The organism is Pseudomonas sp. PDNC002 (assembly GCF_016919445.1).
Taxonomy (GTDB): domain Bacteria; phylum Pseudomonadota; class Gammaproteobacteria; order Pseudomonadales; family Pseudomonadaceae; genus Pseudomonas.
This window is the reverse complement of sequence record NZ_CP070356.1, coordinates 2,663,047-2,687,230: the sequence shown is the minus strand read 5'-3', so window position 1 is coordinate 2,687,230 and position 24,184 is coordinate 2,663,047. Positions and strand designations below refer to the sequence as shown.

22 protein-coding genes are annotated in these 24,184 nt (G+C 65.0%); 10 read left to right on the top strand and 12 right to left on the bottom strand.

From position 1 onward, the window contains the following. Positions 1-26: 26 nt before the first annotated feature. Positions 27-1,028, bottom strand: a complete 1,002-nt coding sequence (locus tag JVX91_RS12390) for an OmpA family protein (protein ID WP_205339495.1) — start codon at positions 1,026-1,028, stop codon at positions 27-29. A gap of 138 nt (positions 1,029-1,166) precedes the next feature. On the opposite strand from JVX91_RS12390, the gene pyrC reads away from it, so the two are divergent. Together pyrC and rnt are read left to right on the top strand one after the other, a co-directional pair. Next, entirely contained in the window at positions 1,167-2,213 is a 1,047-nt protein-coding gene (gene pyrC, locus JVX91_RS12385; protein WP_205339494.1) for a dihydroorotase, read from the top strand. Beyond that, positions 2,210-2,890: a ribonuclease T gene (rnt, locus tag JVX91_RS12380; RefSeq protein ID WP_037011317.1), complete on the top strand. Its 681-nt coding sequence runs from the start codon at positions 2,210-2,212 to the stop codon at positions 2,888-2,890. The genes pyrC and rnt overlap by 4 nt, the downstream gene beginning before the upstream one ends. 405 nt (positions 2,891-3,295) lie before the next feature. Here rnt and JVX91_RS12375 read toward each other — a convergent pair whose 3' ends face one another. Continuing rightward, a complete protein-coding gene (locus JVX91_RS12375; protein WP_205339493.1) occupies positions 3,296-3,898 on the bottom strand; it encodes a peroxiredoxin in 603 nt (200 codons plus the stop codon). Positions 3,899-4,162: 264 nt separating this feature from the next. Here JVX91_RS12375 and JVX91_RS12370 point away from each other — a divergent pair, with 264 nt between their 5' ends. Next, on the top strand, positions 4,163-4,378 hold the full coding sequence (locus JVX91_RS12370; protein ID WP_205339492.1) for a bacterioferritin-associated ferredoxin: 216 nt from the start codon (positions 4,163-4,165) through the stop codon (positions 4,376-4,378). Positions 4,379-4,597: 219 nt separating this feature from the next. Next, positions 4,598-5,074 (top strand): bacterioferritin BfrB, encoded by a 477-nt coding sequence (gene bfrB / locus JVX91_RS12365; protein ID WP_205339491.1) that lies wholly within the window; start codon positions 4,598-4,600, stop codon positions 5,072-5,074. A gap of 48 nt (positions 5,075-5,122) precedes the next feature. Here the strand turns inward: bfrB and JVX91_RS12360 are convergent, their stop codons facing one another. The 3 genes from JVX91_RS12360 to JVX91_RS12350 all read right to left on the bottom strand — a co-directional run bounded on the left by JVX91_RS12360 (position 5,123) and on the right by JVX91_RS12350 (position 8,904). Continuing rightward, positions 5,123-6,286, bottom strand: a complete 1,164-nt coding sequence (locus JVX91_RS12360; protein ID WP_205339490.1) for an MFS transporter — start codon at positions 6,284-6,286, stop codon at positions 5,123-5,125. Between the two features lie 62 nt (positions 6,287-6,348). Continuing rightward, positions 6,349-6,675, bottom strand: coding sequence for a Grx4 family monothiol glutaredoxin (grxD, locus tag JVX91_RS12355; protein ID WP_205339489.1), 327 nt, complete (start codon positions 6,673-6,675; stop codon positions 6,349-6,351). Between the two features lie 135 nt (positions 6,676-6,810). Beyond that, entirely contained in the window at positions 6,811-8,904 is a 2,094-nt protein-coding gene (locus JVX91_RS12350; RefSeq protein ID WP_205339488.1) for a molybdopterin oxidoreductase family protein, read from the bottom strand. A gap of 315 nt (positions 8,905-9,219) precedes the next feature. Between JVX91_RS12350 and argF the strand changes: the two genes are divergently transcribed. Continuing rightward, positions 9,220-10,137 carry an ornithine carbamoyltransferase gene (gene argF, locus JVX91_RS12345; RefSeq protein ID WP_205339487.1) on the top strand — a complete coding sequence of 306 codons (918 nt, stop codon included), beginning with the start codon at positions 9,220-9,222 and terminating at the stop codon, positions 10,135-10,137. Between the two features lie 18 nt (positions 10,138-10,155). Next, the gene (locus JVX91_RS12340; RefSeq protein ID WP_205339486.1) at positions 10,156-11,217 is read left to right on the top strand and encodes an ABC transporter ATP-binding protein; all 1,062 of its coding nucleotides are present in this window, start codon (positions 10,156-10,158) and stop codon (positions 11,215-11,217) included. Here JVX91_RS12340 and JVX91_RS12335 read toward each other — a convergent pair. From JVX91_RS12335 to ybaK, 3 genes are all read right to left on the bottom strand, one after another. Next, positions 11,214-12,158, bottom strand: coding sequence for an FAD-binding protein (locus tag JVX91_RS12335; protein ID WP_205339485.1), 945 nt, complete (start codon positions 12,156-12,158; stop codon positions 11,214-11,216). The two genes, JVX91_RS12340 and JVX91_RS12335, sit on opposite strands and share 4 nt — an antisense overlap. A 95-nt stretch (positions 12,159-12,253) precedes the next feature. Beyond that, entirely contained in the window at positions 12,254-13,039 is a 786-nt protein-coding gene (locus JVX91_RS12330; protein ID WP_205339484.1) for a PhzF family phenazine biosynthesis protein, read from the bottom strand. A gap of 269 nt (positions 13,040-13,308) precedes the next feature. Beyond that, a complete protein-coding gene (gene ybaK / locus JVX91_RS12325) occupies positions 13,309-13,779 on the bottom strand; it encodes a Cys-tRNA(Pro) deacylase (protein WP_205339483.1) in 471 nt (156 codons plus the stop codon). Positions 13,780-13,951: 172 nt separating this feature from the next. Between ybaK and glpK the strand changes: the two genes are divergently transcribed. From glpK to JVX91_RS12305, 4 genes are all read left to right on the top strand, one after another. Then, a complete protein-coding gene (glpK, locus tag JVX91_RS12320; protein WP_205339996.1) occupies positions 13,952-15,466 on the top strand; it encodes a glycerol kinase GlpK in 1,515 nt (504 codons plus the stop codon). Positions 15,467-15,843: 377 nt separating this feature from the next. Further along, a complete protein-coding gene (locus JVX91_RS12315) occupies positions 15,844-16,599 on the top strand; it encodes a DeoR/GlpR family transcriptional regulator (protein WP_205339482.1) in 756 nt (251 codons plus the stop codon). A 146-nt stretch (positions 16,600-16,745) separates the two neighbouring features. Next, the gene (gene glpD, locus JVX91_RS12310) at positions 16,746-18,287 is read left to right on the top strand and encodes a glycerol-3-phosphate dehydrogenase (protein ID WP_205339481.1); all 1,542 of its coding nucleotides are present in this window, start codon (positions 16,746-16,748) and stop codon (positions 18,285-18,287) included. A gap of 91 nt (positions 18,288-18,378) precedes the next feature. After that, positions 18,379-18,705, top strand: coding sequence for a GlpM family protein (locus JVX91_RS12305; RefSeq protein WP_205339995.1), 327 nt, complete (start codon positions 18,379-18,381; stop codon positions 18,703-18,705). 1 nt (position 18,706) lies between these two features. Here the strand turns inward: JVX91_RS12305 and JVX91_RS12300 are convergent, their stop codons facing one another. From JVX91_RS12300 to JVX91_RS12285, 4 genes are all read right to left on the bottom strand, one after another. After that, positions 18,707-19,792, bottom strand: a complete 1,086-nt coding sequence (locus JVX91_RS12300; protein WP_205339480.1) for a helix-turn-helix transcriptional regulator — start codon at positions 19,790-19,792, stop codon at positions 18,707-18,709. Between the two features lie 198 nt (positions 19,793-19,990). Next, complete coding sequence (locus tag JVX91_RS12295) at positions 19,991-20,950, bottom strand: PDR/VanB family oxidoreductase (protein ID WP_205339479.1); 960 nt, start codon at positions 20,948-20,950, stop codon at positions 19,991-19,993. Positions 20,951-21,136: 186 nt separating this feature from the next. Then, a complete protein-coding gene (locus JVX91_RS12290) occupies positions 21,137-22,258 on the bottom strand; it encodes a ring-hydroxylating oxygenase subunit alpha (RefSeq protein WP_205339478.1) in 1,122 nt (373 codons plus the stop codon). Between the two features lie 133 nt (positions 22,259-22,391). Next, on the bottom strand, positions 22,392-24,026 hold the full coding sequence (locus JVX91_RS12285) for a BCCT family transporter (RefSeq protein WP_275892385.1): 1,635 nt from the start codon (positions 24,024-24,026) through the stop codon (positions 22,392-22,394). Positions 24,027-24,184: the final 158 nt, after the last annotated feature.

Genomic DNA, 24,184 nt, shown 5'->3' with positions numbered 1-24,184 from the left:
CGTCGGTGCGACCCGCCGCCGCAGGTTCAACCCTTGGGTGCGGCGGTGGGCGCGGGGGCGTTGGCGGCAGGCATGGCGGGCGCGGTAGACGCCCCTTTTGTCGGAGCGCTGGCCGCAGCCGGCGCGGGGGGCGTTGGCGCCACGGGCGCGACCGGCTCGGCGGGCGCTTCCTCGATGACCGCCTCACGGGAGAGGTTCACCGTCACCCGACGATTCTGGGCGCGGTTGGCGGCGGAGGTGTTCTTCACCAGCGGATAGCGCTCGCCATAGAAGCGCACGGTGATCTGCGATTCGGCAACGCCATTGGCCTTCAGGTACTCCATTACCGCAATGGCGCGACGCCGCGAGGCTTCGCGGTTGGCCAGGCGATTGCCGGTGTTGTCCGAATGACCGTCCAGTTCGATGCGATTCACCGTCGGGTCGGCCTTCATGTACTGCAGGATGATGTCCAGTTTGGCGCGGCCCAGCGCATCGACCTCGGTGCCACCGTCGGGGAAACCGACCTGGCTCTGGCGCACCTGGTCGAAGTTGACCGGGAGCATCTTCGTCGAACAGTCCTGGAACTGCGCATACCCGTCGGCGAAACGCGTCGGCAGCAGGCGTACCAGCAAACTCTCGCCGGTGCGGGTGCGGTGTCGGACTTCCGGCGTGCGGCCTTCCAGCAGGCCACCCAGCAGGCGCCCCGCCTGTTGCTGGGTGCTGTTGAACGGCACATCCCCGGAGCCGACGCGTACCGAGCCCAGGTTCAGGTCGCCCTGCCCCGGCCGCCACGGCGGCGCCGCGGCCAACAAGGTCGCGGAGCCGGAGCCCAGCCAGCCCTGCTGGGACTTGAGACGGAAGGTCGGCTGCTCGCCGGCCCGCCAGACGAACTCGCCGACGCCGAAACCACCGACACTCTGCGACAGCCGGCACTCGAACTGATCGCCCGCCACCGTCCACTGGGCGCTTTCCAGGCGCGGCTGGAAGGTCAGCCCCCAGGCCGGAAGGCTGGTGCAAAGAGCGATCAGAAGAAGAGAAGGCTGGCGCACGGTGGCATCCACACAGGTAAATAGGCGTCCCAGAATCTATCGGTCGGCCCTGGCAAAACTTGATAGCGAGTGCCGGCGACGGCCTTTTCCGGTAGCATTTCACCCTCTTCCCGCTGCAACCGCCTTCCTGGAATCCGCATGTCCGACCGCCTGACACTCCTGCGCCCCGACGACTGGCACATCCACCTGCGCGACGGCGCCGCACTCGCGCAAACCGTCGGCGACGCCGCCCGCACTTTCGGCCGCGCCATCATCATGCCGAACCTGGTGCCGCCGGTACGCAACGCCGCCGAAGCCGACGCCTATCGCCAGCGCATCCTGGCCGCCCGTCCCGCCGGCAGCCGCTTCGAGCCGCTGATGGTGCTCTACCTCACCGACCGCACCAGCGCCGAGGAAGTCCGCGCCGCCAAGGCCTCGGGCTTCGTGCACGCCGCCAAGCTCTACCCGGCCGGCGCCACCACCAACTCCGATTCCGGCGTCACCAGCATCGACAACATCTTCCACGTCCTGGAAGCCATGGCCGAAGTCGGTCTGCCGCTGCTGGTGCACGGTGAAGTGACCCGCGCGGAAGTCGACGTGTTCGACCGCGAGAAGCGCTTCATCGACGAGCACCTGACCCGCGTGGTCGAGCGTTTCCCGACCCTCAAGGTGGTCTTCGAGCACATCACCACCGGCGATGCCGCCGCCTTCGTCAAGGCCGCCCCGGCCAACGTCGGCGCCACCATCACCGCGCACCACCTGCTGTACAACCGCAACCACATGCTGGTGGGCGGTATTCGTCCGCACTTCTATTGCCTGCCGATCCTCAAGCGCAACACCCACCAGGAAGCCCTGCTGGATGCGGCCGTGAGCGGCAGCCCGAAATTCTTCCTCGGCACCGACTCGGCACCCCACGCGCGTCACGCCAAGGAAGCCGCCTGCGGTTGCGCCGGCTGCTACACCGCCTACGCCGCCATCGAGCTGTACGCGGAAGCCTTCGAGCAACGCAATGCGCTGGACAAGCTGGAGGGCTTCGCCAGCTTCCACGGCCCGGACTTCTACGGCCTGCCACGTAACAGCGACCGCATCACCCTGGTGCGCGAGGAATGGGAAGCCCCGGCCTCGCTGCCGTTCGGCGATTTCGATGTAGTCCCGCTGCGTGCCGGCGAGAAACTGCGCTGGCGCCTGCTGGAGACCGAGGCATGAGTGACGAGAACGAAATCTTCGAAGAAGAACTCGACGGTTCCTTCCCGCCCGGCCCGCGCCACCCGATGGCGCGCCGTTTCCGTGGCTACCTGCCGGTCGTGGTGGACGTGGAGACCGGCGGTTTCAACGCTGGCACCGACGCGCTGCTGGAAATCGCCGCCGTCACCATCGGCATGGACGAGAGTGGCTACCTGTTCCCGGAGCACACCTACTTCTTCCGAGTAGAGCCTTTTGAAGGCGCCAACATCGAGCAGGCCGCACTGGAGTTCACCGGCATCAAGCTGGACCACCCGCTGCGCATGGCCGTGCCGGAAGAACAGGCGCTGACCGAGATCTTCCGGGGCATCCGCAAGTCGCTGAAGTCCAATGGCTGCAAGCGGGCGATCCTGGTCGGCCACAACAGCAGCTTCGACCTCGGCTTCCTCAACGCGGCAGTCAACCGCAGCGGCGTGAAGCGCAACCCGTTCCACCCCTTCTCCAGCTTCGACACCGCGACGCTCGCCGGCCTCGCCTACGGCCAGACCGTCCTGGCCAAGGCCTGCCAGACCGCCGGGATCGAGTTCGACAACCGCGAGGCGCACTCGGCGCGTTACGACACCGAGAAGACCGCCGAGCTGTTCTGCGGCATCGTCAACCGCTGGAAGGAGTTCGGCGGCTGGATGGAAGACGATCACTGATCGACTTGCACTCGCTCCATGAAAAAGCCCCGCACTCGCGGGGCTTTTTCATGCTGGTAGGCATCTATTTGTAGGAGCAACTGTTTTTCTCGGGAAGCCCGTGCCGATATTTTCCCCTCACCCCAGCCCTCTCCCGAAGGGAGAGGGAGCAGTCCGTGCCGGCTGACACCAAAGATTCATCCTGCACCGAACGGTCCCCTCTCCCCCTGGGAGAGGGTTAGGGTGAGGGCTGACAGGAGCACGGACCGATCAGGTAGGAGCGGGTGCTGTGCGTGAAATCGACACCGCTTTGCGGGCCTTCGCGGACAAGCTCTGCTCTTACGGAAAGCACCCGTTCCGGTGAAAGGACTTCAACTAACCGCGATAAAAAGCCCGCCGAAGCGGGCTTTTTATCCACAGGCAGTCTTACAGCTTGCCGGCATGCTCGGCCAGGTAAGCGGCGACACCTTCGGGCGAAGCGGTCAGCCCGATGTCACCCTTCGTCCAGTTCGCCGGGCAGACCTGGCCGTGCTCCTCGGTGAACTGCAGGGCATCGACCAACCGCAGCAGCTCGTCCAGGTTGCGCCCCAACGGCAGGTCGTTGACGACCTGTGAGCGAACCATGCCGCCCTTGTCGATCAGGAACGCGCCGCGCAACGCGACGCCGCCTTCGGACTCGACGTCATAGGCCTTGGCGATTTCATGGGTGATGTCGGCGGCCAAGGTGAAGGTGACGGGGCCGATACCGCCCTTCTCCACCGGGATGCTGCGCCAGGCGTTATGGGTGAAGTGGGAGTCGATGGACACCGCGATCACTTCGACATTGCGCGCCTGGAAGTCGGGAATACGGTGGTCCAGGGCAATCAGCTCAGTTGGACAGACGAATGCGAAATCCAGCGGGTAGAAGAACAGCAGGCCGTACTTGCCCTTGATTGCGTCGAACAGCACGAAGCTGTCGACGATTTCCCCCGTGCCCAACACCGCCGCCACATTGAAATCGGGAGCCTTCTTGCCAACGAGTACGCTCATTCCCTGCCTCCAGAACGGAGAGGACTCCAGGGCACGCCTGGCGCCCCGGGTGATCGGAACTGCTGGCTTGATGGTACTCCACCTCGGTGTGGCGCCTCCGTGTTTCAGCCCAACGCCCGAATCCATTGGGCCTGCGGGGCTAACCCATTGATGCCAATGACCATTTGTCAGAGACCTCAGATGCGTACCTGGGAACTTTTGACAATCATTCTCATTATTATTAGTATCGCTTCCAACAACCCCACAGCGACTAGTAGTGCAACCATGTACGTCTGCCTCTGCCAAGGTGTCACCGATACTCAGATCCGCGATGCGATCTACGATGGCGCATGCAACTATCGCGAAGTGCGCGAGTGCACCGGCGTCGGTACCCAGTGCGGCAAGTGCGCCTGCCTGGCCAAGCAGGTCGTTCGCGAGACCCTCGGCGAACTGCAAGGCGCCCAGGCGATGAACTACAACCTGGCCTACGCGGCGGGCTGAAAAAAATACCGCTGATCAGTTCAGCAGGAATTCCGAAGAAACCGGGCACTGGCCCGGTTTTTTTATGCCCGCAATTCAGGGGTTTAGCGCCGGGATGCGGAATTAAAACATTCGCATTCATATTCCTTTTTATAACAAATTCAAGGACTTATGTTTGACATGTGGTTATAAGGGGGCGAGAATTTCAATCTCTCCCACTCCACACGGCAGGACCCCGGCATGAAAGGCGACAAGAAAGTCATCCAGCATCTGAACAAGATCCTCGGCAACGAGCTGATCGCCATCAACCAGTACTTCCTCCACTCGCGCATGTGGAACGACTGGGGCCTGAAGCGCCTCGGCGCGCACGAGTACCACGAGTCCATCGATGAGATGAAGCACGCCGACAAGCTCATCGAACGCATCCTGTTCCTCGAAGGCCTGCCCAACCTGCAGGACCTGGGCAAGCTGCTGGTCGGCGAGAACACCCAGGAAATGCTGCAGTGCGACCTGAACCTGGAACTCAAGGCCACCAAGGACCTGCGCGACGCCATCGTGCATTGCGAAAGCGTGCATGACTACGTCAGCCGCGACCTGCTCAAGGACATCCTCGAGTCCGAGGAAGAGCACATCGACTACCTGGAAACCCAACTGGGCCTGATCCAGAAAGTCGGTCTGGAGAACTACCTGCAGTCGCACATGCACGAAGACGACTGATCAGAAACAAGGCACCGGCGCGGTTGTGGACGCCGGTGCCCTTCCCTTCTAGACGTTCGCCTTGGGCGGACGGCGCACCAGTCCGGCCTTGAACACCAGGCCCGCACACAGCCCGATCACCACCAACAGCGACAGGCGCAGCCCTATGTGCTCGGCGAGGAAGCCGATCAACGGCGGGCCCAGCAGCAAACCGCCGTAACCGAACGACGCCACCGCAGCCACACCGCGCGAAGGCTCGACGCCCGGCCGATTGCCCGCCGCGCCGATCAGGATCGGCACCACCACCGACAGCCCTGCGCCGACCAGCGCGAATCCGGCGATTGCCCCACCCACCCACGGGCTGAACAACGCCAACAGCATCCCCGCGATGGCCAGCAGTGCCAGGTTGCGCACCAGCGCTTCGTCGGCGAAGCGCACCCGTAGGCGATCACCGAACAGTCGGCCCAGCACCATGGTCGCGGAGAACGCCGCGAAGCCCAGTGCCGCTACCCGCTCCGACGCGCCCATCACCTGGTGCAGCAGCAAGGCGCCCCAGTCGGCGACCGCGCCTTCGGACACGAATGCGCACAAGGTCAACACACCCAGACCGATCAAGGCCGGTGGCGGCAGGCGCCAGCCACGTTGGGCTGGCGCCTCCTCCTCTGTGGGCTCCGGGCGCCCTTCGAACAACTGACGGGCGAAGAACGGCAGGATCGCCACCGCAATGACCGCCAGCAGCGTGAAATGCCAGATTGGCGCCAGCCCGGCGAAAACTGCAGCGCCCACCGCACCCACCAGCCCGCCGAGGCTGTACATGCCATGCAGGCTGGAGATGCAGGGCCGCCCGAGGCGCCGCTCCACCTCGACCGCCTGGGTGTTCATCGCCACGTCCATGGTGGCGAAGGTCAGGCCGACCAGCAGCAGCCCCGCCGCCAGATACCAGACGTTCGGCGCCAGCCCCAGCAGCGGGAAGCAGGCCATCAGCGCCAAGCCGGAGATGACCGTGATCGCGCGGCTGCCGTACCGGCGCACCAGAGCGCCGGCGAACACGAACGCCAGCAGCGCGCCGACTCCCGCGCCCAGCAGGGCCTGGCCCAGCTGCTGTTCGTCCACGCCGGTCATGTTCTTGAGTGCCGGCACCCGGCCCATCAGGCTGCCATGCACCATGCCGCCCATGGCGAAGCAGTACCCGCATGCCCAGCGCGCGGCGTTGGCCCGCGTTTGTTCAGTCATTCATTCCTTCCTAGAAACAAAAAGCCCCGCCGAAGCGGGGCTTTGTGCGAAGCACGAAAGACTCAGGCGTCGGCCTTGCCTACGGCAGCCTTGATCAGCGGCTGCAGCTCACCCTTTTCGAACATCTCGGCCAGGATGTCGCTGCCGCCGACCAGCTCGCCGCCGACCCACAGTTGCGGGAAGGTCGGCCAGTTGGCGTACTTGGGCAGGTTGGCGCGGATTTCCGGATTCTGCAGGATGTCCACGTAGGCGAATTTCTCGCCGCAAGCCATCAGCACCTGTGCGGCGCGGGACGAGAAACCGCACTGGGGAGCATTCGGCGAACCCTTCATGTACAGCAGTACGGGGTTGTTGGCGATCTGCTCTTTGATGGTATCGATGATATCCATGAACTTCCTCGGCTGAACTATCAGATACTGATCCGGCAGCTGCCTCCTCGGATGGCGCTGGCCGGCACGGTACCGCGCATTGTACTGCAAAGCCGAGCGCTACGCTCGGCTTTGCAGGCGCCTTGCGACAGCCTGTCAGGCCGCTTCGACTTCCACCGGCACGCCGTTGAGCGCGGTGTTGCCGGACAGCGCATCCAGATGACGTTCGTCGGTCAGGTCGTTGGCGCTGGCGCCGCCCTGCTCCCGCGCAATCGACAGCTGCACGCCCGGCCGCCCGTGCCCCCAGCCATGGGGCAGACTGACCACGCCGGCCATGACTTCATCGCTGGAAGCCACCTCGATCTCGATGCTGCCGACCCGCGAACGCACCCGTACTTTCTGACCGTCCACCAACCCGCGCGTGGCCAGGTCCTGCGGATGCATGAGCAACTGGTGGCGCGGCTTGCCCTTCACCAGGCGGTGATAGTTGTGCATCCACGAATTGTTGCTGCGCACGTGGCGGCGGCCGATCAACAACAACTGGTCCGGCGCTGGCGACTGGGTGTCGGCGAAGCGACGCAGGTCGCCGAGGAAGATATCCGGTGCCGCTTCGATGCTGCGGCTGGCGGTCTTCAGGCGTGGCGCCAGATTCGGTTGTAGCGGGCCCAGGTCCAGTCCGTGGGGATGCTCGCGCAGCCGCGCCAGGTTCAGCTTGTGCTCGCTGGCATCACCGTAGGGGCCGAAGCGCAGGCCCATCTCGATCATCTGCTCCGGCGCCATGGTCGGTTTCAGCTCGGTGCCCATTCGCGCGGCGTAGGCCTTGGCCAGCCCGACGAAGATTTCCCAGTCATGCAATGCGCCTTCGGGTTTGGGCAGGATCGCCTCGTTGAATCGGGTGACGTTGCGCACCGCGAAGACGTTGAAGGTAGTGTCGTAGTGATCGTGCTCCAGCGGCGCCGTGGGCGGCAGGATCAGGTCGGCGTAGCGCGTGGTTTCGTTGATGTAGAGGTCGACGCTGAGCATGAACTCCAGGCCGTCCAGCGCCTGCTCCAGGCGGCGGCCGTTGGGCGTGGACAGCACCGGATTGCCCGCCACCGTCACCAGCGCGCGCACCTGGCCTTCCCCTTCGCTGAGCATCTCTTCGGCCAGCGCCGCCACCGGCAGTTCGCCGCCATATTCCGGCAGGCCGGAGACGCGGCTCTGCCAGCGATTGAAGGCGCCACCCGCGGTGGTCGCCACCAGGTCGACCGCCGGCGTGGTGCACAGGGTGCCGCCCACGCGGTCGAGGTTGCCGGTGACCAGGTTGATCAGTTGCACCAGCCATTGGCAGAGGCTGCCGAAGACTTGCGTCGAAACGCCCATGCGCCCATAGCAGACGGCCTTGTCGGCGGCGGCGAAGTCCCGCGCCAGCTGGCGAATCTCTCCCGCTGGAATGCCGCAGCGAGCAGCCATGGCTTCGACTTTGAACGGCGCCAGCGCCTCGCGTACCGCCTCCAATCCGTTCACCGGCAGGGATGATTCGCGGGTCAGCCCTTCGCTGAGCAGCGTATCGAGGATGCCCAGCAACAGCGCCGCATCTTCACCGGGACGGACGAACAGGTGCTGGTCAGCCAGCACGGCCGTTTCTGTGCGGCGCGGGTCGACGACCACCAGCTTGCCGCCTCGCGCCTTCAGTGCCTTCAGGCGCTTTTCCACGTCCGGCACGGTCATGATGCTGCCATTGGACGCCAGCGGGTTTCCGCCCAGGATCAGCATGAAGTCGGTGTGGTCGATGTCCGGGATCGGGATCAGCAGGCCATGGCCGAACATCTGCTGGCTGACCAGATGGTGCGGCAGCTGGTCCACCGACGTCGCGGAGTAGCGGTTGCGGGTCTTGAGCTGGCCGAGGAAGTAGTTGCTGTGGGTCATCAACCCATAGTTGTGCACGCTGGGGTTGCCCTGGTACACGGCCACGGCGTCGTTGCCATGGCGCTCACGGATCTCGGCCAGGCGCGTGGCGACCAGCTCGAAGGCCTCGTCCCAACCGATCGGCTGCCATTCCTCGCCGACGCGCCGCATCGGCTGGCGCAGGCGGTCCGGATCGTTCTGGATGTCCTGCAGCGCCACCGCCTTGGGGCAGACGTGACCGCGGCTGAAACTGTCCTGGGCGTCGCCCTTGATGGACAGGATGCGCTCGTCCTCGGTCTCGATGGTCAGGCCGCAGATGGCCTCGCACAGATGGCACGCACGGTGGTGGAGGGTCTTGCTCATGGCTCGCCTCGTTGTTGTTGTCGCCGGCGCCTCATGGGGGCCGGTCGCGGGGTCGAAAGCACTATGAATCCTGACCTTGAGAAGCACCACCAGCTTCCGTCGGGTGAATCCCCGGGCATCAGGAACGACCATGGAGAAGCCCCGCGCGACGGGCCTTCCGGGCGAAACTTGCATGGACGTGACATTTCCTTATAGGATCGCGCCTTCCCCCATTTTCCGCTCCATGCGGTCCCGCCGCAGGTTCAGCCCGTTTTTTCTCACGAAATCCGGTCGGTACCTCGGCCTGATTCTGAGAATAAGTAGTAGGTACGAACCATGAGCGCACGTCACTTCCTCTCGATGCTGGATTACACGACCGAAGAACTGCTCGGTCTGATCCGCCGCGCCACCGAGCTGAAGGACCTGCGCGACCGAGGCGTGCTCTACGAACCGCTGAAAAACCGCGTGCTGGGCATGATCTTCGAGAAGGCCTCGACGCGGACGCGGATTTCCTTCGAAGCCGGCATGATCCAGCTCGGCGGCCAGGCCATTTTCCTCTCCCCGCGCGACACCCAACTGGGCCGTGGCGAGCCGATCGCCGATGCCGCACGGGTGATGTCGCGGATGGTCGATGCGGTGATGATCCGCACCTTCGCCCACAGCAACCTGATCGAGTTCTCCGAGAACTCCCGCGTGCCGGTGATCAACGGCCTGTCGGACGACCTGCACCCCTGCCAGTTGCTGGCCGATATGCAGACCTTCCATGAGCACCGCGGCAGCATCGCCGGCAAGACCGTGGCGTGGATCGGCGACGGCAACAACATGTGCAACAGCTACATCGAGGCGGCCATCCGCTTCGACTTCCAGCTGAACGTGGCCTGCCCGCAAGGCTACGAGCCGAACGCCGCGCTGATGGAACTGGCCGGCGAGCGCGTGAAGATCTTCCGCGACCCGCGCGAAGCGGTGACCGGCTCGCACCTGGTGAGCACCGACGTCTGGGCCTCCATGGGCCAGGAAGACGAAGCGGCTGCGCGCCTGCGCCTGTTCCAGCCATATCAGGTAACACGTGCGCTGCTCGACGGCGCGGCGGCGGATGTACTATTCATGCACTGCCTGCCGGCCCACCGTGGCGAAGAGATCAGCGAAGACCTGCTGGACGACGCCCGATCCGTGGCCTGGGACCAGGCGGAAAACCGTCTCCACGCCCAGAAAGCCCTGCTCGAACTGCTGGTCGAGCACGCGCATTACGCCTAATCCCCTGTTTCGAGTCCGATGACCAAACCGCTGCTGCTCACCCTCGATAACCTTTCCTGTGGCTATGAACAGCAGCGCGTGGTGCAAGGCGTCAGCCTGCACCTGAACGCCGGCGACATCGGTTGCCTGCTCGGCCCCTCGGGCTGCGGCAAGACCACCACGCTGCGCGCCATCGCCGGTTTCGAGCCGGTGCAGGGTGGCCGCATCGAGCTGGCTGGCGAAGTCATCTCCCGCCCCGGTTTCACCCTGTCGCCGGAGAAGCGCCGGATCGGCATGGTGTTCCAGGACTACGCGCTGTTCCCGCACCTGTCGGTGGCGGACAACATCGCCTTCGGCATCCGCAAGCACCCCGAGCGCGAACGCATCGTCGGCGAACTGCTGGAACTGGTGAAGCTCGACAGCCTCGGCCAGCGCTTCCCCCATGAGCTTTCCGGCGGCCAGCAACAGCGCGTGGCCCTCGCCCGCGCGCTGGCGCCGCAACCGCAACTGCTGCTGCTCGACGAGCCCTTCTCCAACCTCGATGTGGAACTGCGCCGACAGCTCAGCCACGAGGTGCGCGACATTCTCAAGGCGCGCGGCACCAGCGCCATCCTCGTGACCCACGACCAGGAAGAAGCCTTCGCCGTCAGCGACCACGTCGGCGTGTTTCGCCATGGCCTGCTGGAGCAGTGGGACACCCCGTTCAACCTCTACCACGAGCCGCAGACGCCCTTCGTCGCCAGCTTCGTCGGCCAGGGCTATTTCATTCGCGGACAGATGTGCGGGACCGATGCGGTGCAGACCGAATTGGGCCTGCTGCGCGGCAACCGCGCCTACAGCCTTCCCGATGGCAGCCCGGTGGACGTGCTGCTGCGCCCGGACGACCTGGTGCCAGCCGCCGATGGCGCGCTGAAGGCGCGCATCGTCGGCAAGTCGTTCCTCGGCGCGGCGACGCTCTATCGCCTGCAACTGCCGACCGGCACCGAGCTGGAATCACTCTTCCCCAGCCACGCCGATCACCAGCCGGGTGATGAAGTGGGAATCGGCGTCGCCGCCGAACACCTGGTGCTGTTCCCGGCACAGGGCAGCGTGGCGCTTTAGCCCAATGCGCGCTGCAGTTCCGGCAACAGCTCGAACAGGTCGCCCTGCAGCCCGTAGTCGGCAATCTCGAAGATCGGTGCCTCCGGGTCGAGGTTGATGGCGGCGATGACCTTGGCGTCCTTCATGCCGGCCACGTGCTGCACCGCCCCGGAAATCCCCACGGCGAGATAAAGCTCCGGCGCGACGATTCGCCCGGACTGGCCGATCTGCAGTTCCGCTGGGGCGAAGCCCGCATCCACCGCCGCCAGCGACGCCCCCACGGCGCCGTGCAGACGGTCCGCCAGCGGATAAAGCGCTGCGAAGCCTTCCTCGGTCTGCAGGCCGCGACCACCGGCGACTATGACTTTCGCCGACTCCAGCGCCGGCCGCTCGAAGTCCGGATGTTCCTCGCCCTGCCAACTCGACAGGCCCAGCGCTCCCGCTCCGTCGATACGCTCAAGCTGCGCATGACCGCCGTCGGCAGCGACCGGATCGAATGCCGTTGGACGGATGCCCGCCACGATCACCGCCCCCTCGCAGCGCACCGTGGCAATGACGTTGCCGGCGTAGATCGGGCGTTGAAAGGTCTGTTCGTCGATGACGGCGATGACGTCGGATACCGCATCCACATCCAGCAGCGCGGCGATGCGCGGCAGGCAGTCGCGGCCTACGGAGGTGGCGGGGGCCAGGATATGTGTGAAGCCAGGAGCCAGCTGGACCACCAGCGCCGAGAGATTCTCCGCCAGCAGATGGTCATAGGCGGCGTCATCGGCAAGCAGCACCCGTGCGACACCGTCGACCCTGCGGGCCTGATCGGCCAGCTCGGCAAGACCACTGCCAGCGAGCAGGAGGTTCACCTCGCCGCCGATCTGCCGGGCGGCCGAAATAGCGCTCAGGGTTGCCGGCGCCAGCACGGCACAGTCGCCGTGGGATTGATAGTCAGCGATGACCAGGATTGCCATGGACGTGTCTCCATTCGAGCGAGCCGTGCCAAGCAGGCGCGGCTCCGAGTGAAGACAAGGCTACGCCGGGAAGCCGAAGGCTCCCCGGTCATAGATCAAACAACCAGCAGACGACCGCTGGCCACCAGGCGCGCGTAACCGGCGATGCTCACGCGATCGCCTTCCAGACGGCACCACAGCTCGCCGCCGCGCGCGGAAGACTGGAAGGCGCGCATCTGCAGCTTGTTCAGGCGACGGGACCAGTAGGGAATCAGCACGCAATGAGCGGCGCCAGTCACCGGGTCTTCATTGAGGCCAATCGCCGGGGCGAAGAAGCGCGAGACGAAGTCATAGTCGTCGCTGCGCGCGGTGACGATGATGCCCAGGTACGGCAAGCGCGCCAGCGCGGAGTAATCCGGCTTGCAGTCTCGCACCGCCTGCTCCGACTCCAGCAACACCAGCAGGTGATTGGCGGTATTCAACGCATCAACGACATCCACGCCCAGTGCATTCTCCAGCTCGACCGTGGAGCCGGACTCGGTCGGCGGCTGTGCCGGGAAGTTCAGCGCCAGCCGGCCATCCTCGCGAGTCACGCGCAGCGGACCGGACAGCGAATTCAGCTCAAGCACGTCGCCCGGCTCATCGAATACCTCGAACAGCACGTGAGCGCTGGCCAGGGTGGCGTGCCCGCACAGCGGCACCTCGGCGGTCGGGGTGAACCAGCGGATGCGCCAGCCGCCCGGTTCCCTCACCAGAAACGCGGTCTCCGACAGGTTGTGCTCGGCGGCGATCTGCTGCATCAGCTCGTCGCTCAACCAAGCGTCGAGGCGGTAGACCATGGCCGGGTTACCGGCGAAGGGACGGTCGGCGAAAGCGTCTACCTGGTGGAAATCGAGCAGCATGGCAGTCTCCTGAAAAGTGATGTCCGAGCATGACAGAAGCCGATGAACGAGGAACCGTACAGTAGGGGCCACACAGAGCTCCCCTCCCGCGGAGATCAGGAGCCCCACACCCTGCCCCTCTCCCGCAGGCGGGAGAGGGAACCGTTCGGTGCAGGATAAAACCACAGCGTTAGCCCCCTCTTCCTCAGGAGCGGGGCGCACAGCCAGGGTTGGGTGAGGTCAGGAGCTGGCCGAGCTATTGAGAAAACAATGTTGCTCCTACAAAGAGCTCAATTTCTCCCGATTGGCGCAAACTTCGCCGACGTCAGCCCGGCGAGGGTGTCGGCGCTCAGTTCCACTTCCAGTCCACGACGGCCGGCGCTGACGTGTATGGTCGGGAAACCCTGGGCGGATTCGTCGATGAAGGTACGCAGGCGCTTCTTCTGCCCCAGCGGGCTGATACCGCCCACCAGATAGCCTGTGGCGCGCTGCGCGGCATGGGGATCGGCCATGTCGGCCTTCTTCACGCCGGCGGCGTGGGCCAGCGCTTTCAGGTCCAGCGTGCCCACCACTGGCACCACGGCGACCAGCAGCTCGCCCTTTTCGCTGGCGGCGAGCAGCGTCTTGAACACCCGCGCCGGATCGAGGTTGAGCTTCTCGGCGGCCTCCAGGCCATAGGACGGCGCCTTGGGGTCGTGCTCGTAGCTCAGCACGTGGTGTTCGGCGCGGTTCTTCTTCAGCAGGTCGATGGCGGGAGTCATGATCGGCGGGCTTCTCGCAAGCGGCTTTCCAGCGCATAACAGTAAGCCAAGGCGTGCTGCACTGCACGGTGTTCGCTTCACCGACGCGGACGAATCCCGTATGGTCTGCGCCATTCACCGTCCGGCCCGCGTGGCCGGGACTGCCGAACGGAACCCGCACAAGGCCGCCCGCATGACCGACCTGAAGAACAAGAAATACATCGTCGCCCTCGACCAGGGCACTACCAGTTCGCGCGCCATCATCTTCGACCATGACGCCAACGTGGTCAGCGTGGCCCAGCGCGAGTTCGCACAGATCTACCCGCAGCCGGGCTGGGTCGAGCACGACCCGATGGAAATCTGGGCGACCCAGAGTTCGACCCTGGTCGAAGCCCTGGCCCAGGCCAACCTCAGCGTCGCCGAAGTGGCCGCCATCGGCATCACCAACCAGCGTGAAACCACCCTGGTGTGGGACAAGACCACCGGCCGGCCGATCCACAACGCCATCGTCTGGCAGTGCCGGCGCAGCGCGGCGATCTGCGAACAACTAAAGCGCGACGGTCTGGAACAGTACATCCGCGACACCACCGGGCTGGTCGTCGACCCCTACTTCTCCGGCACCAAGCTCAAGTGGATTCTCGATAACGTCGACGGCGCCCGCGAGCGCGCGAAGCGTGGCGAGCTGCTGTTCGGCACCGTCGACAGTTGGCTGATCTGGAAACTCACCGAAGGCGAAGTGCACGTCACCGACTACACCAACGCCTCGCGCACCCTGATGTTCGATATCCACAAGCTCGACTGGGACGAACGCCTGCTCGCCGCGCTGGATGTGCCGCGCGCCATGCTGCCCCAGGTGCGCGCCTCCTCCGAGGTCTACGGCCACGCCAAGGTCGGCGGCCTGGGTGTGCACCGCACGCCCATCGCCGGGATCGCCGGCGATCAGCAGGCCGCGCTATTCGGGCAGATGTGCGTGGAGCCGGGCCAGGCCAAGAATACCTACGGCACCGGCTGCTTCCTGCTGATGAACACCGGCGCCAAGGCAGTGAAATCCACCCACGGCCTGCTCACCACCATCGCCTGCGGCCCGCGCGGCGAAGTCGCCTACGCGCTGGAGGGCGCCGTGTTCAACGGCGGCTCCACCGTGCAGTGGCTGCGCGACGAGCTGAAGGTGATCAACGATGCCCACGACTCGGAGTACTTCGCCACCAAGGTGAAGGACAGCAACGGCGTCTACCTGGTCCCCGCCTTCACCGGCCTCGGCGCGCCTTACTGGGACCCGTATGCCCGCGGCGCACTGTTCGGCCTGACCCGCGGGGTGAAGGCCGATCACCTGATCCGCGCCACCCTCGAATCCATCGCCTACCAGACCCGCGACGTGCTCGACGCCATGCAGCAGGACGCCGGCGAACCGCTGCGCGCCCTGCGCGTGGACGGCGGCGCGGTGGCCAACAACTTCCTCATGCAGTTCCAGGCCGACATCCTCGGCACCCCGGTGGAACGCCCGCAGATGCGCGAGACCACTGCCCTCGGCGCCGCCGTGCTGGCGGGCCTGGCCTGCGGTTTCTGGGGCAGCCTTGCGGAGCTTAAGAACAAGGCGGTGATCGAGCGGGTGTTCCAGCCGGCCTGTGACGAGGCCGAACGCACGCGGCTGTATGCGGGGTGGAAAAAGGCCGTGGAGCGCACCCGTGGTTGGGCGGCCGAGGACTGAACCCCAGGTGCCACGTCTCCCCTCACCCCAGCCCTCTCCCTGAGGGAGAGGGAGCCGTACGGAGCAGTCGATTGACTCCGGTTTTCCCGGCGATTCTGGACGGTTCCCTCTCCCTGAGGGAGAGGGAGCCGTACGGAGCAGTCGGTTGACTCCGGTTTTCCCGGCGATTCTGGACAGTTCCCTCTCCCTGAGGGAGAGGGAACCGTACGGAGCAGTCGGTTGACTCCGGTTTTCCCGGCGATGCTGGACAGTTCCCTCTCCCTCAGGGAGAGGGTTAGGGTGAGGGAAAGCCGCCCGCACCGAACTCCCCCAGCATGACAGCAAGGCCCCCGCTGCGGCATCCTTGCCCCTTCGGCCCGCCCTGACGAGCACCGCACATGAACCTGCCCCCCCGACAGCAAAGCATCCTCGACCTGGTCCGCGAACGCGGTTACCTGAGCATCGAGGAGCTCGCCCAGCAGTTCGCCGTGACCCCGCAGACCATCCGCCGCGACATCAACCAGCTCGCCGAGCAAAACCTGCTGCGTCGCTACCACGGCGGCGCCGCCTGGGATTCGAGCGTCGAGAACACCGCCTACAACACCCGCGCCGACCAGATGCGCGACGAGAAGCAGCGCATCGCCGAGGCCATCGCCGCGCACATCCCGGACAACGCCTCGCTGTTCATCAACATTGGCACCACCACCGAGGCCATCGCCCGTTCCCTGCTCGGCCACAAGAATCTCAAGGTCATCACCAACAACCTGCATGTCGCCAGCATCCTCGCCGGCAAGGACGACTTCGAAGTGCTGATCGCCGGCGGCACGGTGCGCGGCGACGGTGGCGTGGTCGGGCAGGCGGCGGTGGACTTCATCGAGCAGTTCCGCGTCGACTTCGCCGTGGTCGGTATCAGCGGCATCGACGAGGACGGCAGCCTGCTGGACTTCGATTACCAGGAAGTGCGCGTCTCCCGCGCCATCATCGACAACGCGCGGCAGGTGTTCCTCGCCGCCGACTCCAGCAAGTTCGGACGCAACGCCGTCGTGCGCCTGGGACCGATCTCCCTGGTCAGCCGGGTATTCACCGACAACCCGCCGCCCGCCGCCGTGGCGCGCCTGATGCAGCAGCACAAGGTGCAGCTCGAGCTGGTCTGACCCTTCCGGGCCGCCCTTCACTTTCGAACATTCAGACGAATGCCTGCGCGAATTCGCGCGAAAGGCTGGTCATATTTCGTTCACTGAACTAGGATATTTTCGAAAACGAACATCAAAATATTCACTTTCAATTCCAGGGCGGCCCCATGAACCCAACCAGCAAGCGCAATGCGCCCCTGGCCGAAGTCTATGACCTGGCCGTCGTCGGCGGTGGAATCAACGGCGCGGGGATCGCGGCAGATGCTGCCGGACGCGGGCTATCGGTGTTCCTTTGCGAACAACATGACCTCGCCAGCCACACCTCCTCCGCCAGCAGCAAGCTGATCCACGGCGGCCTGCGCTACCTGGAGCACCATGAATTCCGCCTGGTCCGCGAAGCCCTCGCCGAGCGCGAAGTGCTGCTGGCCAAGGCTCCGCACATCGTTCATCCGCTGCGCTTCATCCTGCCGCACCGCCCGCATCTGCGTCCGGCCTGGATGATCCGCGCCGGCCTGTTCCTCTACGACCACCTCGGCAAGCGCGAAAAGCTGCCGGCCTCCCGCGGCCTGCGTTTCGGCCTGGACAGCCCGCTGAAAGCCGAAATCACCCGCGGCTTCGAATACTCCGACTGCTCGGTGGACGACGCTCGCCTGGTGGTGGTCAACGCCATGGCCGCCCGCGAGAACGGCGCACACATCCACCCGCGCACACGCTGCGTCAGCGCCCGGCGCAGCAAGGGTTTGTGGCACCTGCACCTGGAGCGCCGCGATGGCAGCCTCTATTCGATTCGCGCCCGCGCGCTGGTCAACGCCGCCGGCCCCTGGGTCGACCGTTTCCTGCGCGATGAGCTGCGGCAGAAACCGCCCTACGGTATCCGCCTGATCCAGGGCAGCCACCTGATCGTGCCGCGTCTGTACGAAGGCGACCACGCCTACATCCTGCAGAACGAGGACCGCCGCATCGTCTTCGCGATCCCCTACCTGCGCCAGTTCACCCTGATCGGCACCACCGACCGCGAATACCAGGGCGACCCGGCGAAGATCAGCATCAGCGAGGAAGAGACCGACTACCTGCTCAACGTGGTCAATGCCCACTTCAAGCACCAGCTGGGCCGCCAGGACATCCTGCGCAGCTACTCCGGCGTGCGCCCGCTGTGCGACGACGAGTCCGACGACCCGTCCGCCGTCACCCGCGACTACACCCTGGCACTGGACAACACCCCCGGCGAAGCGCCGCTGCTCTCGGTGTTCGGCGGCAAGCTGACCACCTACCGCAAACTTGCCGAAGCCGCGCTGGAGCAGTTGGCCCCGCACTTCGTCGGCGTCATGAAGCCGCGCTGGACCGCCACCGCTCCGCTCCCCGGCGGCGAGGCGATGACCACGGTGGAAGACCTGGCCATCCAGTTGATGGATCGCCTGCGCCAGCTCGATCCCGCCCTCGCCAAGCGCTGGGCCAGCACCTATGGCAGCCGCATCTGGAAGCTGCTGGACGGCGCGCACAATCTCAGCGAACTGGGCGAGCACCTGGGCGCCGGACTGTATGCGCGGGAAGTGGAATACCTGGTTCGCGAGGAGTGGGCGCGCGACGTCGACGACATCCTCTGGCGCCGCACCAAGCTCGGCCTGTTCCTCAACGCCCGGCAGAGGGAGCGCCTGGAACAGTTCCTCGCCAGCGAGAGCCCGCTGGAGCCCAGCACGCAAGTCGCCTGATCGTCGGATTGGTAGCGAACGCCGCTCTCGCGGATAATCCCCGACGCCACCGCCCCGGTGGCGTCGCCGCATAGAGAACGACGTGGACCTGATCCTCAAGGCCGCCCTCGGCGCCGGTGTGGTGCTAATCCTCGCCGCGCTGTCGAAGACGCGCAATTACTACATCGCCGGCCTGGTGCCGCTGTTTCCCACCTTCGCCCTGATCGCCCACTACATCGTCGGCAAGAGTCGTTCGCTGGACGACCTGAAGACCACCATCGCCTTCGGCATGTGGTCGATCATTCCCTACTTCGTCTACCTGGCAGCGCTCTACGTGCTGGTGGATCGCATGCGCCTGGAGCTGTCCCTGGCGATGGCCGCGCTGGCCTGGCTGGTGGCGGCGACGATCCTGGTTACGCTCTGGGTTCGCCTGCACTGAGTCAGGCGCGCTCGCTCAGCTTCGCTTCCAGTTCCTCGATGCGCGCCTGCAGGCGCTCGCGCTCGGCGCGCTCGGCGCCTATGTCTTCGAACACGCTGATCAGGTGATCGGGCAGTCCGTCCTGGCGGCGGCGCTGCAGCGAGGTGCGCACGCGCACCCATACGTGGGTGCCATCGCGCCGGCGCACGCGCTTCTCTACCACGTAACGGTCGAAATGGCCGGCGAGCAGTTGGCGCAGCAGGTCCAGATTCTTCGCCAGGTCATCGGGGTGGGTGATGTCCTGGAAGGTCATGCCGTACAGCTCTTCGGCACGGTAGCCAAGCAGTTCGCAGAGGCTGCCGTTGACGCGCTGCCAGCCACCGTCCAGGCCGATGTAGGCCAGCGCGCCCCAGGTCAGCTCGAAGATTGCGCGGAAGCGTTCCTCGCTGTTGCGCAGTTGCTCCTCGGTAAGCATGCGCGAGGTGTTGTCCATGCTGATGCCGACCATCTTCAGCGGGCGGCCGACGGCGTCGTTGACCACGGTGGCCCGGGATGAAATCCAGCGCAGCCCGCCATCGGGCTGGAAGATACGGAAGTCGCATTCGCAGCCGGTGCCCTCGGCGACGGCTCGGTCGTACATCGACTGCATGGCGGCGACGTCTTCCGCGGGCAGATGGCGCCAGAAGTCCTGATTGGAGCTGACGGTCCAGCCGTAGACCGCCTCGACGTTGGGTGAGTACGTCACCTCGTCGCTGATCAGGTTCCACTCCCAGGTGACGATGCGCGCGCCTTCCTGGGCCAGTTTCATGCGCGTCTCGCTTTCCATGATCTCGGCGGTGTAGCGGCGACGCAGGTCGGTCATCGGCAGTTCGATGGGCTCGGCGTCCTGCACGCTGCGCAGGGCCTCTTCGCCATAACGCAGCCACAGCCAGTTGACCTTGAGGAAGTCGGCCAGCTTGCGCAGATTGTCGTAGTCGATCTCGCCGCCCTTGGTCCACTTGTGCACCGCCGTGCGGGAAATGCCCAGCGCCGTACCCACTGCCTGCAGCGTCAGTTTGTGGTGTTCGAGCAGTTCCTTGAGACGGAAGGCGAAGCTGTTTTCCATCATGGGTGGCGCGGTCCCTGGGGCTTGATCAAGGGCCGCAGTATACACAGCTGTAAACCAGTGGATGACAGACGTGCCGGATGCCGGCGGCTGATCGTAGGAGCGGACTCCGCGATTGGCTAGCCGCGCTCCGGGGTTGGCCGGAGCAGCGGAGAAACGATCGCGGACGGAGTCTGCTCCTACGCGAGCCGGATGCCCAGCTTAGAGATCGATCACCAGACGCTCGCCGCGCGCGCGGGAGACGCAGAGCATCAGGGTCTGCTGCGAGGCTTTCTCCTCATCGGAGAGATACTGGTCGAAATGCTCGACCTCGCCTTCGAGGATACGGGTCTCGCAGGTGCCGCACACACCTTCGCGGCACAGGCAATCCACCGTGGCCGCCTTCACGTTTTCGATGGCCTGGATAATGGTCATGCCCTCCTCCACCCGCAGTTCTCGACCGGAGCGGCCCAACACCAGGGTAAAGGCGCCGCCGCTGGCAGGCGCGGCAGCGAACTGTTCGAAGTGCACGTGCGCATCAGCGATGCCGGCCTTCTTCGCGTCCTCGATCACTGCGTCGATCAGCGGTTTGGGACCGCAGACGTAGACGTGATCATTCGCCTCCAGCGAAGCGAACAGCGCGGCAAGGTCGAGCCGGCGCTCCTCACTGTCGATATAGAAGCGCACCTTCCCGGCGTGCGGCCCCTCGGCCAGCTCAGCGTGGAATGCGCCATGTTCCGGGCTGCGGAAGGCGTAATGCAGTTCGTAGGGCACCGCGCCGGTTTCCAGTTCATGCAGTTGCGAGAGGAACGGCGTGATGCCGATGCCGCCGGCGATCATCACATGGCGACCGGCCTTGGGATCGAGGGCGAACAGATTATTGGGGGTGGAAATGGTCAACTCGCTGCCCACCTTCACCTGCTGGTGCATGAAGGCTGAACCGCCCTTGGACTGCTCTTCCAGGCGCACACCGATCTGGTAGTGGCTGAGATCGCGCGGATCGCTCATCAGCGAGTAGGCGTTGCTCAGGCCGTCGGCCATTTTCACGATCACATGACTGCCGCCGGTGAAGGCCGGCATCGGCAGCCCGTCGGCGCGCGCCAGGGTGAAGCGCTTGATCTGCGGGGTCGCCTGCTCCACAGCGGTCACGCGCACGCTGAACATCTCGTAGGTATTGGCCATCGTTCACCTCAACTGCAATTCTCGGGTGGACTCACCACCGCTTCGCCCGACTCCCGCATGGCTGCGGGTCAGAGCTGTTGTTATGGAAGGCCGCCCCGGACTCGCCAGGGTGGCAAACCTGCCACCTGCCAGGCTTCACGCATGCATTCGGATGCGCCGCCAGCCGACCGGCTGGCGGCAGCGTCCTCAGTCGAGGTGGGATACGGCGATCAGGTTGTGGAAGTGGGCGATGCCGTGTTCGCTGATGCCGGTGCGCTGCTTGTCCACCATGATCCGGCCCTGACCGCGGTAGCCGCGGGACTTCAGGCCCTTCTGCACGCTTTCCACCAGGCGCAGGTCTTCGGGGCGGAAGACTTCGCGGTACCAGTCGATCAACTTCTGCTGTTCCTCGGTGATGTCCTTGTTGAGGAAGTAGATGTCGTAATGCTGCAGGGTGGTCTCGGCGTCGACCGGGAACTCGTAGATCACGGTCATGAAGTTGGCGCCCGGCGGCACGTTGAACATGGTGCACGGCCAGGCCCAGAAGCCGGAGAAGGACGGATCGCTGACCGACTCATCAACCTTGAAGGACTGCTCGGAAGACTTGGCGATGCCGTATTGCAGCGTCCAGTTGCCATGCAGGGTGTGGACGTACTGGCCGACGTCCACCGAGTCGGCGAAGCTGGGGTGCGCCGGGCCGCAGTGGTAGCACTCCATGTAGTTGTCGACGATGGATTTCCAGTTCGCCGGCGTCGAGCTGACGAAGCGCGCGGCCAGGTGGAGGTCGTCGATCACCGCGCAGGCGCCGCGCATCTTGGCTTCCAGGCCGGGCAACTGGTCTTCGACGCTGCCGGCGTTGGGGTCCATGTTGATGAAGATGAACCCGGCATATTCCTCGACGCGCAGTTGCACCAGGCTGTAGTCGCCCTTGTCGAAGGCTTCGACCTGGTCGCAGTTGCGCACATGGGTCAGTTCGCCATCGAGCTTGAAGGTCCAGGCGTGGTACGGACAGGCGATGACGTTCTTGGCGATGCCGCCGGTGCCTTCGAGCAGTTGGTGACCACGGTGCGGGCAGACGTTGTAGAAGGCGCGCAGCACGTCGTCGCGGCCGCGCACGACGATGATGCTCTCGCCGATCACCTCGCGGACGATATAGGCATTCTTCTCCGCCACTTCACTGCGATGGCCCAGGCAGATCCAGCTGTGGGCGAAGATCTTTTCCTTCTCGTGCTCGAATACGGCATCGCTGGTGTAGAAGTTTGCCGGGATGGTGAAGGCGCGCTCATGGTCGCTGCAGAAATCGGCGGGCAGGCGTTCGAAGTCGGTCATTTGGTGTATCTCCAGGCTGCGCGGTGCGCGGTCAGTCTACTTATTGGTTAACTGCAACCCGATGGTTAACAAGGCAGGCAAAAAAAAAGCCTGCGGGTGGCGCCGCCCTCGGGCTGGCGGCGCCACGCAGGAATCACTGGGCCAAGGCCACTTTCTCGATCAGCGGCTGGGTGGCCGGTGCGGTCGAAGACGAGTCCTCCCCTTCCAGCGCCATGGCGGCGGCCTCCTCCTCGATGCGGTGGGCCGGCATGGCACCGTAGTCCGCCAGCATCCACTTGAAGAAGCCGTAGACCTTCACCAGCAGGATCAGGGTGAACGGAATGGCGGTGAGCACCACGGCGGTCTTCATGGTCGACAGCGAGGCCTTGGCGAACAGCATGGCCAGCGGCACCAGGGTCAGGGTCACGCACCAGAACAGGCGATGGGTCGGCGTCGGATCTTCGCCTTCCTGCAGGTTGCGGGTGCTGGTGGCGGCCACGGCGTAGGCGGCGGCATCCATGTGCGAGGCGCAGAAGACCGCCATGATGAACAGGTAGACGGCGAGGAACAGCTTGCCCCACGGCAGCGCCAGCAGCAGGGCCTCGACGGCGCTTTCGCCGCCCTGCTCGGTGAGGATCTTCGGCACGTCGACGGCGCCGGTGATGAACTGGTGCATGCTGTAGCTTTCCAGCGCGCCGAAGAAGAACCAGCAACCGAAGCTACCGCCCAGCAGCAGGGCGAACACCACTTCGCGGATCTGCCGCCCACGCGACACGCGGGTCACGAACATGGCCACGCCCGGCGCGTAGGACACCCACCAGAGCCAGTAGAACACCGTCCAGTTGCGGGTGAACGCGCCATCGCCAGCCGGGTCGGTGAACAGGCTCATGTGCACGTAGTTCTGGATCATCAGGCCGATGCCGTTGGCGGTGTTGTTGATGGTGAACTGGGTCGGGCCGACCAGCAGCACCACCGCGGCGAACACCAGCGCGCCGTAGCAGACGATCTTGCTCAGCTTCTGCAGGCCGCCGTCGATGCCGATGTAGGAACTCAGGGAGAACAGCACGGCGATCACGCCGATCACCATCACCTGGACCATGAAGGTGTCCGGGGTGCCGACCAGCCCGGAGAGGCCACGGGTCAGGGTCGAGGCGGTGAGTGCCAGGGAAACGGTGAGCGCGCCCATCATGGTCAGCAGGAAGATCAGGTCGACCACGCGCCCTACCGGGCCGGTGGCCTTGAAGCCGGTGACAGCCTCGACGATGGAGGCGAGGTTCAGGCCGCTCTTCTTGCGCACGTGGAAGTGGTAGGCCATGGCCAGCGAGGCCAGCGCGTAGATCGACCAGGCGCTGATGCCCCAGTGGAAGAACGAGTAGCCGACGCTGTACTCCAGCGCTTCACGGGATTGCGGGGCGATGTTCAGGCCGGGGGTCTGGTAGTAGTAGGCCCACTCCATCACACCCCAGTAGAGGGTGGACGAGCCCATGCCGGCACAGATGAACATGAATACCCAGGTCGCGGTGGAGTATTCGGGTTTGCCGGTGCCCAGGCGGATGTGGCCGTACTTGCTGCAGGCCACGTAGAGCACGGCCAGGGAGCTGCCGAAGATCAGCAACTGGACGGCGGTACCGAAGGAGCGGGTGGAAAGCTCGAACAACTGGTTGGCAGCGTGCTCGGCTTGAGTCGGAAAGGCAGCGAGCCCGACGACGGTCAACAGCACCGCTACCAGGCTCATGGATATCAGGAATACATCGACCTTCTTGCTCTTGGGTGACATCAGACGGGACATCAGGCGTCTCCTGGGACTTTTTTGTTGTTGTTCACATCCGACGCAGGCAGCGGATGAGGTAGCGGAGCCGGTCAGCTTCGCCATAGTTAACTAGCGGTTAACATTTACCTATTGGTTAACAGTGTGCGGTGAATCGCCGCACAGCGCAAGAGCAGGCC

Coding starts and splice junctions, on each gene's coding strand:
- JVX91_RS12285 (WP_275892385.1), bottom strand. CDS start 24,026: ATGTCCCGTCTGATGTCACCCAAGAGCAAGAAGGTCGATGTATTCCTG.
- JVX91_RS12350 (WP_205339488.1), bottom strand. CDS start 8,904: ATGAGCAAGACCCTCCACCACCGTGCGTGCCATCTGTGCGAGGCCATC.
- JVX91_RS12375 (WP_205339493.1), bottom strand. CDS start 3,898: ATGAGCGTACTCGTTGGCAAGAAGGCTCCCGATTTCAATGTGGCGGCG.
- rnt (WP_037011317.1), top strand. CDS start 2,210: ATGAGTGACGAGAACGAAATCTTCGAAGAAGAACTCGACGGTTCCTTC.
- glpK (WP_205339996.1), top strand. CDS start 13,952: ATGACCGACCTGAAGAACAAGAAATACATCGTCGCCCTCGACCAGGGC.
- grxD (WP_205339489.1), bottom strand. CDS start 6,675: ATGGATATCATCGATACCATCAAAGAGCAGATCGCCAACAACCCCGTA.
- JVX91_RS12295 (WP_205339479.1), bottom strand. CDS start 20,950: ATGGCCAATACCTACGAGATGTTCAGCGTGCGCGTGACCGCTGTGGAG.
- JVX91_RS12360 (WP_205339490.1), bottom strand. CDS start 6,286: ATGACTGAACAAACGCGGGCCAACGCCGCGCGCTGGGCATGCGGGTAC.
- argF (WP_205339487.1), top strand. CDS start 9,220: ATGAGCGCACGTCACTTCCTCTCGATGCTGGATTACACGACCGAAGAA.
- JVX91_RS12370 (WP_205339492.1), top strand. CDS start 4,163: ATGTACGTCTGCCTCTGCCAAGGTGTCACCGATACTCAGATCCGCGAT.
- JVX91_RS12330 (WP_205339484.1), bottom strand. CDS start 13,039: ATGCTGCTCGATTTCCACCAGGTAGACGCTTTCGCCGACCGTCCCTTC.
- ybaK (WP_205339483.1), bottom strand. CDS start 13,779: ATGACTCCCGCCATCGACCTGCTGAAGAAGAACCGCGCCGAACACCAC.
- JVX91_RS12335 (WP_205339485.1), bottom strand. CDS start 12,158: ATGGCAATCCTGGTCATCGCTGACTATCAATCCCACGGCGACTGTGCC.
- glpD (WP_205339481.1), top strand. CDS start 16,746: ATGAACCCAACCAGCAAGCGCAATGCGCCCCTGGCCGAAGTCTATGAC.
- JVX91_RS12315 (WP_205339482.1), top strand. CDS start 15,844: ATGAACCTGCCCCCCCGACAGCAAAGCATCCTCGACCTGGTCCGCGAA.
- JVX91_RS12340 (WP_205339486.1), top strand. CDS start 10,156: ATGACCAAACCGCTGCTGCTCACCCTCGATAACCTTTCCTGTGGCTAT.
- pyrC (WP_205339494.1), top strand. CDS start 1,167: ATGTCCGACCGCCTGACACTCCTGCGCCCCGACGACTGGCACATCCAC.
- JVX91_RS12300 (WP_205339480.1), bottom strand. CDS start 19,792: ATGATGGAAAACAGCTTCGCCTTCCGTCTCAAGGAACTGCTCGAACAC.
- bfrB (WP_205339491.1), top strand. CDS start 4,598: ATGAAAGGCGACAAGAAAGTCATCCAGCATCTGAACAAGATCCTCGGC.
- JVX91_RS12290 (WP_205339478.1), bottom strand. CDS start 22,258: ATGACCGACTTCGAACGCCTGCCCGCCGATTTCTGCAGCGACCATGAG.